We start from the raw sequence: 16815 nt of genomic DNA, 5'->3' as shown, positions 1-16815 counted from the left end.
TTAGCGATCCACATCCGACATTACAAAATCGATACTACCCAGATAGACGATTAAGTCTGAAACTAAACTACCGCGAATAACCGCAGGGATTTGCTGCAAGTGAGCATAGCTTGGCGTACGAATACGTGTACGGTAGCTCATCGTGCTGCCATCACTGGTCAGGTAGTAGCTGTTGATCCCCTTCGTGGCTTCAACCATCTGGAATGATTCATTCGCAGGCATCACTGGCCCCCAAGACACTTGCAAGAAGTGGTTAATCAGGGTTTCAATGTGCTGTAACGTACGCTCTTTTGGTGGCGGCGTCGTCAATGGATGGTCGGCTTTGAATGGGCCTTCTGGCATATTCTTGTAGCATTGCTCAAGAATACGGATACTCTGGCGCATCTCTTCAACTTTGATCATCACACGGTCATAGCAGTCACCGTTGTGAGCGATAGGAATATCGAATTCAAAGTTTTCATAACCTGAATATGGACGCCATTTACGCACGTCAAAATCAACGCCTGTAGCACGTAAACCCGCACCTGTCACACCCCATGCCAATGCCTCTTCTTTGTTGTACATTGCTGTACCAATAGAACGGCCTTTTAAGATGGAGTTTTTCAGTGCAGACGTGACATAAGACTCTAAACGTTTCGGCAGCCAATCAAGTAACTCACGCAGCAACTTTTCCCAACCGCGCGGTAAGTCGTGTGCAACACCACCAATACGGAACCAAGCTGGATGCATACGGAACCCAGTGATAGCTTCAATCACGTTGTACACTTTTTGACGGTCAGTAAACGCAAAGAATACAGGTGTCATTGCGCCGACGTCTTGAATATAAGTACTGATGTATAGCAAGTGGCTATTAATACGGAATAATTCAGACAGCATGACGCGAATGGTCTTTACGCGGTCAGGCACTTCAATGCCAGCCAATTTTTCAACGGCTAACACGTATGGCATTTCATTCACACACCCACCGAGGTACTCAATACGGTCAGTGTAAGGAATGTAACTGTGCCATGACTGGCGCTCGCCCATTTTCTCAGCACCACGGTGGTGGTAACCGATATCAGGCACACAGTCGATAATTTCTTCACCATCAAGTTGCAGTACAATACGGAATGCACCGTGTGATGATGGGTGGTTTGGCCCTAAGTTCAGGAACATGAAATCTTCATTTTCATTTCCACGTGCCATGCCCCACTCTTCTGGTTTGAAAGTTAAAGCTTCCATTTCCAGATCTTGTTTCTGTTTAGTCAGAACAAAGGGGTCGAACTCAGTTGCACGCGCAGGATAATCCTTACGCAGTGGGTGACCTTCCCAGCTTGGCGACATCAGTAAGCGACGTAAATTTGGATGACCTTGGAAGGTGATCCCAAACATATCCCACACTTCACGTTCATGCCAATTTGCATTTGGGAACAGCGAAACCATAGAAGGTACGTTGAGGTCTTTCTCATTAAGAGCGACTTTCAACATAATATCGCGGTTACGGTCAATAGAAATAATGTGATAGAAAACACTAAAGTCTGCTTCAGGCAGGCCTTGACGGTGGATTCTTTGGCGTTCATCTACCCCGTGTAAGTCAAATAGCATGACATACGGTTTTGGTAGTTTCTTTAGAAAATCTACAACTTCCAGTAATTGTTCACGACGAACCCAAACCACTGGCATACCAGTGCGGGTTGCTTGAACAGAAAAGGCATCCGGCCCAAATTGATTGCGCAGTTCCAGAAGCACAGGGTCATTTAAATGTTCCTGTGTCTGCCATCCTGGCTGGGTACTACTCGCTTGCGCTATCTGATCTGTCATCATTCTTCACCATAACGCTTGATCAGGTTTATTATTTCGCAACAACATTGCTCTGTTACGCTGTATGGCTTTAAGCCTTAAATTTCGTCTGGTGTACGCAGGTTCGTCACTGCAATACGTTCACCGTGCTTTCTTTCTCTTTCTGATTGCATGTTGGCACGGTAAACCCCTTGGTCACCAACGACCCAAGACAGCGGACGACGCTCTTTACCGATAGATTCTTGCAACAGAAGCAGAGCCTGCATATAGGCTTCTGGGCGCGGTGGGCAACCTGGGATATACACATCTACAGGGATAAATTTATCGACGCCTTGTACAACAGAATAAATGTCATACATACCACCAGAGTTAGCACATGAACCCATGGAAATAACCCATTTTGGTTCAAGCATTTGGTCATACAGACGTTGAATAACAGGCGCCATTTTAGTGAAACATGTGCCTGCAACGACCATGAAGTCGGCTTGGCGAGGAGAAGCACGTAGTACTTCCGCACCAAAGCGGGCTACGTCATGAACAGCCGTGAACGAAGTCACCATTTCTACATAGCAACATGAAAGGCCAAAGTTATAGGGCCATAGAGAGTTTTTGCGCCCCCAGTTAACAACATCGTGAAGTGCATGAGAAAGTTTCCCCATGTACACACTGTTTTCAACTTGCTGCTCCAGCGGATCAGTTACGATCTCCTGAGTTTGCAGTGGGTAACGGTCGTTCTCACCGTTCGGATCTATGCGGGTGAGCGTATAATCCATTGTATAATGCCTCGCTTTTTACTGCGGATGACGATTGCTGATTTTAATAACTTCACTAGGATGCTTTACTTTTCCCCGAGAACGGACTGGTGTCCAATCCAATGCTCCAACGCGAACTAAATAAAACAATCCCGCCAACAATACCAAAATAAAGATAGCGGCTTCGATAAAGCCTACCCAGCCAGCTTCGCGGATGGCGACTGACCATGCAAATAGGAACATGGCTTCAACATCGAAGATAACGAAGAACATGGCGACTAAGTAAAACTTAGCTGACATACGAAGACGTGCACTACCGACCGAATCAATACCTGATTCGTAAGGGACATGTTTTGTTCTGGCTTTGGCGCGGCTACCCAAGAAGTGACCTGCGACCAGCATGAAAGCACACAGACCGATAGTGCCGATAAGGAATATCGCAAACGCCCAGTTATGGGCTAACGCTAGGATTGATGTAGACATACTCGTTGCTTACTCATTACTTATGGTGCGTAAACTGCTCTTTTTTACAACACGGCAGTATTGCACCACAATTGCCCAGTTAATCGAGAAGAAAGACCAAACATTGATCACCAACTAAAAGATCACCAAACTTAAATCAGTCTGTTGACCGCGTTTGGTTTGTCCTCTCTCATTACAATTTACTTTACCCAAATTAGGTAAAATAACCCGTATTTGTTACAAAAACCTCACAGACTAAAAACACTAAAACAACAAAAAGTACTCATAATCTGCTAAAACGTGTCAGTGTAATGATACACAAGTAAAGACGCAAACTAGTTTAACTGATTATTCGTTTTTACTACACCATTATCTCAGGAAAAACCTGTCTTAACAGATGAAAAATTGCTCTTTTTATTTGATCTAACGCACAGTTTTATTGAAAAAGTACTCAATTTGTTTACATCACATTCAATTTAACTTTAAGAAGCCTTAACGCATTTTTATTGTTTAATTTAAGTAACTAACTGACATACCAGCGCTATTTTACCAATTCTGCTAAAAAAAATTGTTAATAACATAACAAATCATTAACTAACTAATGAAATTCAGGTTATGCCAGCTACATCACAATTATTTCATGCTCTTCAATATTTAACCATACTTATTAAGTGGTTAATTGATTTTTTTATAAGCTAAAATCGGAAATAAAATGATAAATTTGAACTTGATAACGATAAAAAGCATTTTGACTATTTAAACACTGACTCAATAGGATTACTTGATACCGTTTCCCAATATTGAACATTAAACACGGTAACGTGAAATAATCGTTTCAGTCAGTAAGCATTATTTTGTTTGTGCTCAGCAGCAACAAGTCACAAATAGGATTATCTTGCCATTTTTTATCACGTTGTAATTTGATTGTGTAAGTTGTGCCCTTTCCACCTGATGCGCCGTTAAAATGATATCTGTCTATAAGCAGTAACGCATTGATCACAAACAAGTGAATCACTTGTAAGTTAATAAAATGATATAAAAAACGGTACTTCCAAGCAGGTTGGAAGTACCGTCGAAACAAATAAATAAATTATATATTATGATTAAGCTAAATTAGACGAAACGATTAACTTAATTCTCCCCATCATTGCTATCAGCCAATTCACTCGCTGACGATGCAACATAAGGTATTTTTTTGTTTTCGATGGCACTAAACACCGTTAAAACAAAATCTTTCTGTTCATCTGCATTTTTATACAACCAATACTGAATATCAGGTAAACGAGGTAACCCATCTGATTCATTTAAAATACGTAAATCCGCATTTTGCATTTCCATTGGTCTAGCAGTTACCCCAACCTCTGCATTCACAGCAGCACGAACAGCTGGTAAAGAAGCAGCCTCATAGGCTACATGCCATGGCAACCCTGCTTCATCTAACGCATTAGTACACAGTTTACGATAAGGGTTAGTTTCATCCATAACAACTAACGGTATTGGCTCATTAGGGCGCAATTGGAAATCAGGAGCACTGTGCCATAACACAGGTACTGTCCTTAATGCCGTCTTAGGATGATGACTAATCCTTGTTGTCGTTAATGCTAAATCCACTTCGTGATTATCTAACATTGACTCAATAAATTGCGCTCGCTTGATGCGAACTTCAACAGCAACTCGTGGGTATACTGATGCTATCCGGTTAAGTAAAAATGGCAGCAAAATATCAACAGTGTCGTCTGATGCTCCGATACGAAGTTCACCTTCTGCATCGTTATAAGTCAATGATGCAGTTGCATCATCATTTGCACGAAGAATTTGCCTCGCGTAACCGAGTAATTGCAATCCATGTGCTGTAAGCAGTTTATTCCGCCCATGACGAGCGAAAAGCTCACGACCGACTAATTGCTCTAAACGTTGCATCTGCTGGCTTACCGCAGACTGCGTTCTACATACCGCAGCCGCTGCGGCTGCAAATGTATTTAGATCAGCGACAGCAACGAAAGTTCGTAGCAAATCAAGATCTAAGTTCATAATGGGACGATTGGAATTTATCATCGTTCATTCTCTTATATAATATTATGTAACCTGGTGTTTCTGCTCTCCTCCATGAGAATCAGCGAGTTTTGTGCGACTACTAAGTGAGTGCATTTCTAATCCATAGATCTGCAATAACTTCTCTTCTACTTTTCTTTATTTTACCTATTTAACACAAATATAGCGCTTATTAGCGACAAAATAGCTGAGATAAATAGAATACTTCCAAAAAATCAAAAATGTATTTAAAAAAAGGAATATACTTCTTAAAAGCTAATTAAAATCCCTTCGTTTAGTACACCTAAATAGTAACATATTTAATGTAATCACAATTATTTTAATGTAAGCACATTATAAAAATCATTTCACTATTTTTTAATATCATTAAAAATCAATAAATTACAATAAAATGCAGCACTTTAAGTTAAAAAAAACCAGCCGAAACAATCAATATTACTAACAAAACCCCACTAAAAATTACAAAAAAAGGCCGTTATAGCGTATAAATTATGACAGTATTCATGATTCCATTATCAATATTACATTTCGATACAATTTTTCTTTTAAGAGCTAGGATTTCCTCATTTTTACCATTTCTATACTAAAACCCTAAAGATTATCGAAATTAAACTCCAACTTAAAACATACAATTAGACTGTAAGGCTAACTTAATTAATATATTCAGAGCCCAAGTATTACATTTATGCTCAAATCAACCTTTTACACCAAAGATTACCTAGCATCTTCAAAAGCTTCTGACAGAAGAGTACAGTAAGGTAATAATGCCGGTCCCTACCAAAGTAACCCCGTTAGGGTAATGAGAGAACAATGAATAATCTAACCAAATCTAATAAACTCGATAATGTATGCTATGACATTCGCGGGCCTGTGTTAAAAGAAGCTAAGCGCTTAGAAGAAGAAGGGAACAAAGTTCTCAAACTGAATATTGGTAACCCGGCACCATTTGGCTTTGAAGCGCCTGATGAAATTCTCGTTGATGTTCTACGCAATTTGCCTAGTTCACAAGGTTACTGTGATTCAAAAGGGCTCTATTCTGCCCGTAAAGCTATCGTTCAACATTACCAAGCTCGCGGTATTCATGAAATGACCGTTGAAGATGTCTATATTGGTAATGGGGTATCAGAACTCATTGTGCAAGCAATGCAAGCGTTACTTAATAATGGGGATGAAATGCTTGTCCCTGCACCTGACTACCCTCTGTGGACCGCCGCCGTCTCCCTCTCTGGTGGGAAAGCCGTTCATTATATGTGTGATGAACAACAAGGGTGGATGCCAGATATCGAAGATATCCGCAAAAAAATTACACCAAGAACCCGTGGTATCGTTGTTATCAACCCCAATAACCCAACAGGTGCTGTATATAGCAAAGACCTGTTGATGGAAATCGTCGAAATTGCTCGACAACATAATCTCATCATTTATGCGGACGAGATTTACGATAAAATTCTATATGATGGTGCAGTCCACCATTCAATCGCAGCATTAGCACCGGATTTATTAACCATCACGTTTAATGGTTTATCAAAAACCTACCGCGTTGCTGGTTTCCGTCAAGGTTGGATGGTACTAAATGGTCCTAAAAAGCATGCTAAAGGCTATATTGAAGGGTTAGAAATGTTAGCCTCAATGCGTTTATGCGCCAACGTCCCTATGCAACATGCCATTCAAACGGCTCTCGGTGGCTATCAAAGCATTAGCGAATTTATTCAGCCAGGTGGTCGCCTATATGAACAGCGCGAACGCGCTTGGGAACTGATTAACCAAATTCCAGGGGTTTCTTGTGTTAAACCTCAGGGGGCGCTGTATATGTTCCCAAAAATTGATATTAAACGCTTTAATATTCATGACGACCAAAAAATGATCTTAGACTTGTTATTACAAGAAAAAGTGCTATTAGTTCAAGGCACTGCATTTAACTGGCCTGAACCTGATCATTTTAGAATTGTCACGCTACCCTATGCAGATGATTTAGAAATGGCGATTAATAAATTTGGCCGTTTCTTAGAAGGTTATCGCCAGTAATATGGTATTTTAGTTATTCCAAAAATAAAGCCTCCTATTTGGAGGCTTGTTAAATTTTACATTTCATCATCTTTTATTGACTGTATTATTTTGATTATCAAATAATAGAAATAAAATAGATTGCCACAAGGAAAAACCCCAATAATATAAATGGAAAGTATTTCATATTGCCCCTTTATTTCTTATTTAAAAGTCCATTATATTTTTTTAATATTATAATTCAATATAATTAATATATTAATTAAAAAGTTCCAAAATAGATATTCGGATTGCGATTGATAATTGAATGTTATTTATTTTATATTTTAGAAATAACTAATTAAAAAAACAATAAACTGATATCACTTTACTTCTATTTTCGATATAATTTCTATGGCCTACAAACAATATGAAGAGGAATTATGAGCTACTTTTTTGCCCATCTCGCTAGAATGAAACTGATCCACCGCTGGCCACTTATGCGCAATGTACGTACTGAAAATGTCTCTGAGCATAGTTTACAGGTTGCTATGGTCGCTCACGCACTTGCCATCATTAAAAACCGTAAGTTTGCAGGTAATGTAAACGCAGAGAAAATCGCACTACTTGCCATGTACCATGATACCAGTGAAGTCATTACCGGTGACCTCCCTACTCCTATCAAGTATCATAATCAACAAATAGCCCATGAATATAAAAAAATAGAGAAATTTGCGCAACAAAAGCTTATCGACATGCTACCTGAAGAATTACAAGACGACTTTAAAGAATTAATTATTGAAGATTTACAATCGGAAGAAGAGCATTTTATCGTAAAACAAGCAGATACATTATGTGCCTATTTAAAATGTCTAGAAGAGCTGTCCGCAGGGAATAGTGAGTTTAAATTAGCCAAAAGGCGTCTAGAGAAAATGTTAGCTGAACGAAATAGCCCAGAGATGGAATATTTTATGAAAACCTTCGTACCCAGTTTTACTTTATCTTTAGATGAAATCAGCAATTAATATATAAGTAGTAGTATTTTATATCTACTTATATATCTGTTGATTTACCAATCTAATAATAGCAAATTAGATTCGAGTTTATTCTATAAAAAAGGTTATTCAACCTTCACTAGCTTTTTATTGCAACCTATCATAGTAGAAAATGCAATATAAAATGTTTTTTTATCCCCATTAATACCTAGTATTACATATTCAGAGTCATCAATAGAGATAGTACAACGTAAAGGCTCTTTAGTTTTATATACTTCCCCTTTCTTCGTCACAAATTTTATTGACCAAAAATCATATGAATCTATTTTATTTCGTTCAAATAATATGGTAAATACTTTTTTTAGCTCAGATTTATCTGGAATATCATATAGTTTTATTGACGTAGCAAGTTTTTTAGTCACATCAAAATAACCTGCAACGAAGTGAGTTAGTTCAACATGTGACAATGTCTCCCCCCAATAATTTTCAAAGTCACAATAACCATAATTGAATTTATCATCTCCCCATGATTCATTTTGACTCATTTTATTCACCTATAATTGAAATGTATTGAATTACAGAGAATATCAACAAAAAAATTTCTTTTAAAATATATTAAATATTAAAAATATCATTAATTTTAATAGCAAAAAGCTCTAATATAGATTAGAGCTTTTTGCTAAAATTATTTTCTATGAGCTTAAAAAGGAAATAGTATCGGAATAACTGCCACACTAATTAACATAACAATAATAGTAAATGGCACTCCCATTTTCAAAAAGTCAGCAAATTTATATCCGCCGGGGCCAAGAACTAATGTATTAACAGGAGATGAAACTGGCGTCATAAAGGCAGCTGAAGCCGCAATCCCAATCACCATAGCAAATGGCAACGGTGAAACTTCCATTTGACGTGCGGCAGCAATCGCAATAGGGGCCATTAACACCGCAGTTGCAGTATTTGAGATAAACAAACCAATAGTAGCGCATAAGATAAAGAGACATAACAGCATCACATGAGGGCCTAACCCCCCTGCAACTTTCATCAACGCGTCAACCGCAAGGGCAATCCCCCCTGTTTCCTGTAAAGCTATAGCAAACGGCATCATCCCTACGATTAAAATAATACTTGGCCAATGGATAGACTTATAAGCACTTTCCATATCAATACAACGGAATTTACCCATTAACAAACACGCAATCAGCGCAGCGATAAAGTTTGGAATTTCATTAGTCACCATCATTGCCACCATTAGGGCTAGGCAAAATAGCGCATGGGGAGCTTGTGATGACGCTGGCGCAACTGCTTCTACTTCCGCAGCAAGGTTTAATACAATAAAATTACGTGGTTTAGTGGATAAAATACGGATTAACTTCCAATCACCAATTACCAGCAAGATATCGCCAAGTCTTAGTGGTTCATCAACCAACTTTCCATCCAATGCTTTACCATCACGACGGATCCCGACGACGTTAAGCCCATAACGAGTACGAAATTTAATGTCCCTTAACGTTTTACCAAGCAGTTCTGAATCAGGGTTCATGGAAACTTCAGCCATTCCCACATCGCGGGATTGGTCAGAAAAGTAATCACCACGTAAAATCATTGGTTCGAGTAATTGCTCACTGCAAAACTGCCGCAACTCATCATCACTGACCGAAATATCAACCAATAAAACATCACGTTCGCGCAGTTCCGTCCCCCCTGTCGCACTGACCATAACACGACGGAATTTACGCCAGCGCTCAATGCCCACTACGTTTGCTTCATAGCGAGAACGTAGGTGTAATTCATCAAGGGTATGGCCTATTAATGGCGAGCCTTTGCGAATAGCGAGGCGGCGTGCTCTACCAGTCAATTTATAATCACGAATTAAATCACGAAAACTACGCTGATAGCGTTCAGGGAGTTTGTCTGGCTCGTTGCTTCCTAACCAGCGACGTGTAACCCACATATAGGCAATACCCGCCAATAAAATCAGAATACCGATAGGTGTAATTGAGAAAAACTTAAAGCCTTCAATCCCCTCACGAACCAATTCACTGTTAACAACCATATTCGGAGGCGTTGCAACCAATGTCATCATGCCGCTCATTAGCCCTGCAAAACCAAGTGGCATCATCAGACGGCTTGGGGAAGTTTTCATCCGGGCAGAAACACTGAGAACGACTGGAATGAAGATAGCAACCACCCCTGTTGAACTCATAAATGCACCCAGCCCCGCAACGGTGAGCATTAAAAAAACCAGCATCTTGCTTTCGCTGCTTCCTGCTACGCGAACAAGCCAATCCCCCATTTGATATGCGATGCCGGTTCGAACAAGACCGTCACCTATAACGAATAAAGCCGCAATCAATAGTACGTTAGGGTCAGCAAACCCTGCCGTTGCTTGCTCAAGTGTTAAAGTATCACTCAGAACAAAAGCGACAATCACTAATAGCGCAACCACATCCATACGGATTTTATTTGTGGTAAATAAAACTATCGCGATCAACAGTAAGGTTAATACCCACAGCAATTCTCCGTTCAAAATATCCCCTTTCGACGAAAAAATACATTGCTAAAGTTTTTCTTTAGTTAACCATGTTTTACGGAGAATTTCTTTGATTAGATCATCATTAATCCGAATTAGACACTAAAAGTTCATAATCCCCATTATTGTCGGGGCCCATAACTGAAATTTGTGCCAATGAATTGATGATTACATTAATTTCATCACGACGGGCCATTTCTTCTGGCGCATGGACTGCAACGACTTGGCAGCCAGCACTAAGTGCAGAATGAATGCCTGCCGTAGCATCTTCGAAAGCAATACAGGATTTTGGCGATAAAGAAAGTACATTTGCACCTAATAAAAATGGCTCTGGATCTGGCTTACCTTTAGTTACCTTTTCAAAGGTTACCCAGTGTTTTGGTTCCGGTAGACCCGCTGCTTGCTGACGACCATGAGCGATTGGCACTGTTCCTGAAGTCACGATTGCCCAAGGTGCACCTATTTCATTTAAACGCGTTAATAGCGCTACAGCCCCCGGCAAGGCAACCACTCCTTCCATATCTTCACTTTCCATTTTCTCTAACCAGCGGAAATAATCCATGACCTCTTCTTCAGTCGCATCGGGTAAAAAATGACGTAAACTGGTTAATGCTGGCTTCCCATGAATATAGCTAATAATTTCCTCAGCACTTTTACCGATACGCTCACCAAACTTACACCAACAACGCTCAACCACTGCGAGCGAATCTGCTAATGTGCCATCTAAATCAAATAGAAACCCTTTTGCCTTTAATTTCACGTCTACCCCTTTCTTGTTCTTGAATCGATTCTATCTCTTAGTTAACGCTAAATAGACGCCAATGCGCAACCTCAATAACAAAAATAATCAAGATTTGCGTTAATGACTTAGATTTGAGTGCACTGGAGAGTTAAAACAGAAAAGAAATGTTAATTTAAGTTTGAGTTTGAGTTTGAGTTTGAGTTTGAAATTTTTATACTTATTAATTTCATTTGCTCTAAATTATTCGCCTTGACGCCAAGTAGAAGTATGACGAACAAATTTACTCTAAGAAGTTTGTGCTGTAGCTAAGCGACCAGAGACGAGTAGCCGAACGCAGTCAACAACGCTACAGCGCAAAATACGACGAGCACTAAGCATTGAAGATCTGGGAAATCTCTACCGCTGAAAGATGATACTGGCGTGGACAAGCATGCCAAATCGCTAACATCCGTACATATTTATCCCACATTGGCGTTTGTGAGTTAAACCCATGCGTCCCGCTGTCGAAGTGGGTATAACGCCCTTCTGTATTTACCATAAAGCGGACGTAGCTCAAATAACGTGCTTCTGTTGCGGCATCAAAGCCCAAAAACTGCACACGGCGGCCATCAATCTCTTCCTTGTTAGCCATGTTGCTATAAGAAACTTGCAGTGCATGGTACATTTCCATGATATCAATAACAGTACGGCAGGTGTCTTCACTTAAATGGCCGAAGTCTCTGTCTAACTCACGCATTTGTAACCCATAACCACGTTCAATAATGGTTTGTAGACGACGATAACGTTCTGCATTATCAGGGTCAAGCATGGTCATCATTTTATATTGATTCGATAAGATCAAGCGTTGTGCGTTAGTCATTTCCATCATGGTTCTCCCACTAAAAAGTATGGCTTATCTTCGCATTCAACATTAATCATAGACAGTGAAAACACAACTTTTATTGATCTAAACACCCTTTTTACATTACTTATTGTTAAATCTACCTTTTAATAGAAATCATCTCTTAAATATCTTCCATAAAGGAACGATCTAATTGGTTAAATGCGCGCTTTAGCAAGTCAGCTAACGCCATATAATCAGGTTGCTGCTCAATCGGTGCCATGGCAATTCCTGCTTCAGTAAATTTATCACGGATCTCATGAAACCAGCTCAGCAAGCTAGATGGTAGAGGCGTCGCAGCACGTTTACCTAACCACCATAGGCCTTGCATTGGCAAACTACAGGCAAAAAGAGCCGTAGCAATGGCGGGCCCCAATTGCCCACCTAACGCGATTTGCCATGCTAATGTAAAAATGGCAATGGGCGGCATAAAACGAATACCAAAGCGAACTGCTTTGTTGATACGAATTTCGGGGAAAATTGGCGACAGTTTTTTCTCCATAGGAAAGGTCTTCAGATAGCGGTTACCTAATCTAAAGCGTTTAAAAAAACCGGGCGGTGTACTTTGTAATGTACTCATGAAACGTTTCCTATCGACTTCTGAAAAACTGAGGCAATAATTTGTAGATTGCACCATGGTAAAATGATAGCACATTTAAGATAACGAAATTATTTCATTACATTTACCTTAAGTTAAGTCACTTTACTAAATATCAGCTATTCTAATAGCAATGTAACCCTGTGCTATAACACCACTTTATACGTCACTTATGATTTTAATCAATCAAAGTCTCTATTTTTAAAAAAAACGTATAAAATATAAAATAATTTTAGTAGAATCTGCCACATTTAGAATTGCTGTTGCATTTGTTACTTTGTAACTTTATCCATCTTCGAAACTGAAGATAGACAACAGTTATATATATTGGGGTTTTTGGTCGTTATTTCAACACTAGGTGCAGAGGTTTACTTTTATATGCCTTTGCAAAAAAGGATAGCGCCTGCTTTATCAACCCCTAAAGGTCTCACGATCTTTAACTTTTTCGCCTTTAACATGATATCAATCATGATGTTTCAGGTCATAAATACGCTAGGCTCTAGCAATATATTTTTAATCTGAGTCTTTTCATGTTTTTCGAAAGGCTTCACAACAACAATTAACGATAGGTATTTCCATGTCAAGTAAGCTGGTACTGGTTTTAAACTGCGGTAGCTCCTCACTGAAATTCGCCATCATCGATCCGACTAATGGAGATGAATTTTTATCCGGTTTAGCGGAGTGCTTCAACCTCCCTGAAGCTCGTATTAAGTGGAAAATGGACGGTGCTAAAAAGGAAGCTCCTTTAGGTGCTGGTGCGGCGCATAGCGAAGCATTGGATTTCATTGTTAACACCATTCTTGCTGAAAAACCAGAGTTGTCAGAGCAGATCACTTCTATCGGTCACCGTATTGTTCACGGTGGTGAAAAATTCACGTCTTCGGTTTTAATTACTGATGACGTTATTGCCGGTATTGAAGCGGCTATCCCATTCGCACCACTGCACAACCCTGCTCACCTTATTGGTATTGAAGAAGCAAGAAAATCATTCCCGCACTTGGTCAATAAAAATGTTGCTGTCTTTGACACCGCATTCCACCAGACCATGCCGCAAGAATCCTATCTGTATGCATTGCCATACGAACTCTATTCAGAGCATAGTATCCGCCGTTATGGCGCGCACGGTACAAGCCATTACTATGTTTCCCGTGAAGCTGCAAAAAAACTGAATAAGCCTGTTGATGAGCTCAATGTTATCACTTGCCACTTAGGCAACGGTGGTTCTGTGACTGCGATTGTTAACGGTAAATGTGTTGATACCTCCATGGGCTTAACGCCATTAGAAGGTCTGGTAATGGGAACACGTAGTGGTGATATCGACCCTGCAATCATTTTCCATTTACATGATTCTTTAGGTATGAGCGTTGAACAAATCAATAAAATGCTGACTAAAGAATCAGGTTTACTTGGCTTAACAGGCGTGACCAGCGACTGCCGTTATGTTGAAGACAACTATGGCACTCAAGAAGACGCAACTCGCGCAATGGATGTTTTCTGCCATCGTTTAGCGAAATACGTGGGTGCATATAGTGCACTGATGGAAGGCCGCCTTGATGCTATCATCTTCACAGGTGGTATTGGTGAAAACTCAGCACAAGTTCGTGAAATCACCTTGAAGAAACTGGCAATCCTTGGTTTCGAATATGACCACGAACGCAACTTAGCGGCACGCTTCGGTAAAGAAGGTTTAATCACTACCGATCAAAGCCGCCCAGCGCTGGTTATCGCAACCAATGAAGAATTGGTTATTGCCCAAGATACTGCGCGTTTAACCGCATAAGCAACTTCTACCGCCAGCAACCTGCTGGCGGTATCGTTTTGTCATTAGAGTAACCGAAATAAAGAGGTTCCCGTGTCCCGTACAATTATGTTAATACCTACTGGCACCAGCGTTGGCTTAACTAGCGTTAGCCTAGGTGTCGTTCGCTCAATGGAACAAAAAGGTGTTCAATTAAGCGTTTTCAAACCTATCGCACAGCCACGCGTCTCTGGCAATAAAGACCAAACTACCGAAGTACTTCGTTCGCATTCAAGTATTACTACCATTGTTGAACCATTAAACATGGAATACGTTGAATCGCTGCTAACCTCGTCGAAAAAAGACGTCTTAATGGAAGAAATTGTTGCTCGTTATCATGAGCACACAAAAAATGCAGAAGTTATTCTTATTGAAGGTCTTGTTCCTACCCGTAAGCACTCATTTGCTCAATCATTAAACTATGAAATTGCCAAAACATTGGGTGCTGAAATTGTTTTCGTTACTGCTACTGGTAATAGTAACATTACACAAATGCAAGAGCGTTTAGAACTTGTCCGTAATGAGTTTGGTGGTCAACGTAATAAAAATATTATCGGTGTTATCATTAATAAGGTAAATGCACCTGTTGATGAGCAAGGTCGCACGCGTCCTGATTTGTCTGAAATTTTTGATGACTCCACCAAAGCAACTGTTGCTAATCTTGATACGAAACAGTTAGCGTCATTAAATTTACCTGTGCTCGCTTCAATTCCATGGAATTTTGATTTAATTGCCACTCGTGCAATTGATATGGCAAAACACTTAGGCGCTGAAATTGTTAACGAAGGTGAAATTAAAACTCGTCGCGTTAAATCAGTCACGTTCTGTGCGCGCAGTATCCCGCACATGCTTGAGCACTTCCGCCCAGGCTCTTTATTAGTGACCTCAGCAGACCGTCCTGATGTACTGGTATCTGCTTCGCTTGCCGCGATGAATGGTGTTGAAATTGGTGCTGTACTACTCACTGGTGGTTACAATATCGATGCACCAATCCGTCAACTGTGTGAACAAGCGTTTGAGACGGGCCTGCCGGTTTTCATGGTAAAAAGCAACACATGGCAAACATCCTTGAATCTGCAAAGTTTTAGCTTAGAAGTTCCCGCAGATGACCATGAACGCATTGAAAAAATTCAAAACTACGTTGCTCGTCATATTAGCAGTGATTGGATTGAATCATTGGTTGCAGATTCTGAGCGCCCTAATCGCTTATCACCACCTGCATTCCGCTACCAATTAACGGAATTAGCGCGCAAAGCAGGTAAACGAATCGTTCTTCCTGAAGGTGATGAGCCACGTACAGTCAAAGCGGCTTCTATCTGTGCAGAGCGCGGGATCGCAACATGTATTTTATTAGGTAACCCTGATGATATTCGTCGTGTTGCTGCAGCGCAGGGTATTGAGTTAGGTACAGGAATTGAAATTGTTGACCCTGTCAAAGTACGTGAAGAATATGTCGCTCGTTTGGTTGAGCTACGTAAGAACAAGGGTATGACTGAAGTTGTTGCTCGTGAACAACTCGAAGATAATGTCGTCCTAGGGACACTGATGCTTGAAAAAGGTGAAGTTGATGGCCTCGTTTCAGGCGCGGTCCATACCACTGCCAACACTATCCGTCCACCGCTGCAATTAATTAAAACAGCACCGGGCAGTTCATTAGTTTCTTCCGTCTTCTTTATGCTATTACCTGAACAAGTATTTGTTTATGGTGACTGTGCTATCAACCCAGACCCAACTGCAGAGCAATTATCAGAAATCGCTATTCAATCTGCTGATTCTGCAAAAGCGTTCGGTATTGACCCACGCGTTGCGATGATTTCTTACTCTACAGGTGATTCAGGTGCTGGTAGTGATGTTGAGAAAGTACGTGAAGCAACACGTTTAGCACAAGAAAAACGTCCAGACTTGATGATTGATGGCCCATTGCAGTACGATGCCGCAGTAATGGCTGATGTTGCTAAATCCAAAGCGCCTAATTCACCAGTTGCAGGTAAAGCGACCGTATTTATCTTCCCAGACTTAAATACCGGTAATACCACGTATAAAGCCGTACAACGTTCTGCTGACTTAGTCTCTATTGGTCCAATGCTGCAAGGTATGCGTAAACCAGTCAATGACTTGTCTCGTGGTGCATTAGTTGATGACATCGTTTATACCGTTGCGTTAACTGCTATCCAAGCAGTACAAAACGAAAATGCCTAATCAATAAATAATTGATGTTAAAAAGCCTGTCAGGTTACTTTC

Annotated in this window: 13 protein-coding genes; 4 read left to right on the top strand and 9 right to left on the bottom strand. The window is 40.3% G+C overall.

Translation table 11 applies throughout. From position 1 onward, the window contains the following. The 4 genes from nuoC to M1F14_RS11650 all read right to left on the bottom strand — a co-directional run bounded on the left by nuoC (nt 1) and on the right by M1F14_RS11650 (nt 5048). Nucleotides 1-1803, bottom strand: coding sequence for an NADH-quinone oxidoreductase subunit C/D (nuoC, locus tag M1F14_RS11665; protein ID WP_370661202.1), 1803 nt, complete (start codon nt 1801-1803; stop codon nt 1-3). Nucleotides 1804-1877: 74 nt separating this feature from the next. Next, nucleotides 1878-2552 carry an NADH-quinone oxidoreductase subunit B family protein gene (locus tag M1F14_RS11660; protein ID WP_004912254.1) on the bottom strand — a complete coding sequence of 225 codons (675 nt, stop codon included), beginning with the start codon at nt 2550-2552 and terminating at the stop codon, nt 1878-1880. Nucleotides 2553-2570: 18 nt separating this feature from the next. Next, entirely contained in the window at nt 2571-3014 is a 444-nt protein-coding gene (locus M1F14_RS11655) for an NADH-quinone oxidoreductase subunit A (RefSeq protein WP_004259806.1), read from the bottom strand. A 1110-nt stretch (nt 3015-4124) separates the two neighbouring features. After that, nucleotides 4125-5048, bottom strand: coding sequence for a LysR family transcriptional regulator (locus M1F14_RS11650; protein ID WP_042844447.1), 924 nt, complete (start codon nt 5046-5048; stop codon nt 4125-4127). A gap of 807 nt (nt 5049-5855) precedes the next feature. Between M1F14_RS11650 and M1F14_RS11645 the strand changes: the two genes are divergently transcribed. Both M1F14_RS11645 and yfbR read left to right on the top strand, forming a co-directional pair. Beyond that, nucleotides 5856-7070 (top strand): pyridoxal phosphate-dependent aminotransferase, encoded by a 1215-nt coding sequence (locus tag M1F14_RS11645; protein ID WP_042844448.1) that lies wholly within the window; start codon nt 5856-5858, stop codon nt 7068-7070. Nucleotides 7071-7471: 401 nt separating this feature from the next. Next, nucleotides 7472-8053, top strand: a complete 582-nt coding sequence (gene yfbR, locus M1F14_RS11640) for a 5'-deoxynucleotidase (protein ID WP_181468597.1) — start codon at nt 7472-7474, stop codon at nt 8051-8053. Nucleotides 8054-8148: 95 nt separating this feature from the next. On the opposite strand, the gene M1F14_RS11635 is transcribed toward yfbR, so the two are convergent. From M1F14_RS11635 to yfbV, 5 genes are all read right to left on the bottom strand, one after another. After that, nucleotides 8149-8568: a hypothetical protein gene (locus M1F14_RS11635; RefSeq protein WP_048607514.1), complete on the bottom strand. Its 420-nt coding sequence runs from the start codon at nt 8566-8568 to the stop codon at nt 8149-8151. A gap of 155 nt (nt 8569-8723) precedes the next feature. Then, the gene (locus M1F14_RS11630; RefSeq protein WP_048607515.1) at nt 8724-10553 is read right to left on the bottom strand and encodes an SLC13 family permease; all 1830 of its coding nucleotides are present in this window, start codon (nt 10551-10553) and stop codon (nt 8724-8726) included. Between the two features lie 88 nt (nt 10554-10641). Further along, a complete protein-coding gene (locus M1F14_RS11625) occupies nt 10642-11316 on the bottom strand; it encodes a sugar phosphatase (RefSeq protein ID WP_042844454.1) in 675 nt (224 codons plus the stop codon). Between the two features lie 352 nt (nt 11317-11668). Next, entirely contained in the window at nt 11669-12163 is a 495-nt protein-coding gene (locus tag M1F14_RS11620) for a YfbU family protein (protein WP_042845353.1), read from the bottom strand. Nucleotides 12164-12302: 139 nt separating this feature from the next. Further along, complete coding sequence (gene yfbV / locus M1F14_RS11615) at nt 12303-12758, bottom strand: terminus macrodomain insulation protein YfbV (protein ID WP_042844455.1); 456 nt, start codon at nt 12756-12758, stop codon at nt 12303-12305. 595 nt (nt 12759-13353) lie between these two features. On the opposite strand from yfbV, the gene ackA reads away from it, so the two are divergent. Together ackA and pta are read left to right on the top strand one after the other, a co-directional pair. After that, the gene (gene ackA, locus M1F14_RS11610; RefSeq protein ID WP_042844458.1) at nt 13354-14556 is read left to right on the top strand and encodes an acetate kinase; all 1203 of its coding nucleotides are present in this window, start codon (nt 13354-13356) and stop codon (nt 14554-14556) included. A gap of 72 nt (nt 14557-14628) precedes the next feature. Then, nucleotides 14629-16773, top strand: coding sequence for a phosphate acetyltransferase (gene pta / locus M1F14_RS11605; protein WP_048607517.1), 2145 nt, complete (start codon nt 14629-14631; stop codon nt 16771-16773). The last annotated feature ends 42 nt before the right edge of the window (nt 16774-16815 follow it).

Origin of the sequence: Providencia sp. PROV003, from assembly GCF_045040775.1 — a bacterium.
Lineage (GTDB): Bacteria > Pseudomonadota > Gammaproteobacteria > Enterobacterales > Enterobacteriaceae > Providencia > Providencia huashanensis.
This window is presented reverse-complemented; position numbering and strand designations above follow the sequence as displayed.

Bases quoted from the DNA above. Each gene is read 5' to 3' on its own strand.
- M1F14_RS11660 (WP_004912254.1), bottom strand. From the start codon at position 2,552: ATGGATTATACGCTCACCCGCATAGATCCGAACGGTGAGAACGACCGT.
- M1F14_RS11635 (WP_048607514.1), bottom strand. From the start codon at position 8,568: ATGAGTCAAAATGAATCATGGGGAGATGATAAATTCAATTATGGTTAT.
- ackA (WP_042844458.1), top strand. From the start codon at position 13,354: ATGTCAAGTAAGCTGGTACTGGTTTTAAACTGCGGTAGCTCCTCACTG.
- M1F14_RS11655 (WP_004259806.1), bottom strand. From the start codon at position 3,014: ATGTCTACATCAATCCTAGCGTTAGCCCATAACTGGGCGTTTGCGATA.
- nuoC (WP_370661202.1), bottom strand. From the start codon at position 1,803: ATGATGACAGATCAGATAGCGCAAGCGAGTAGTACCCAGCCAGGATGG.
- yfbR (WP_181468597.1), top strand. From the start codon at position 7,472: ATGAGCTACTTTTTTGCCCATCTCGCTAGAATGAAACTGATCCACCGC.
- M1F14_RS11650 (WP_042844447.1), bottom strand. From the start codon at position 5,048: ATGATAAATTCCAATCGTCCCATTATGAACTTAGATCTTGATTTGCTA.
- yfbV (WP_042844455.1), bottom strand. From the start codon at position 12,758: ATGAGTACATTACAAAGTACACCGCCCGGTTTTTTTAAACGCTTTAGA.
- M1F14_RS11645 (WP_042844448.1), top strand. From the start codon at position 5,856: ATGAATAATCTAACCAAATCTAATAAACTCGATAATGTATGCTATGAC.
- M1F14_RS11620 (WP_042845353.1), bottom strand. From the start codon at position 12,163: ATGGAAATGACTAACGCACAACGCTTGATCTTATCGAATCAATATAAA.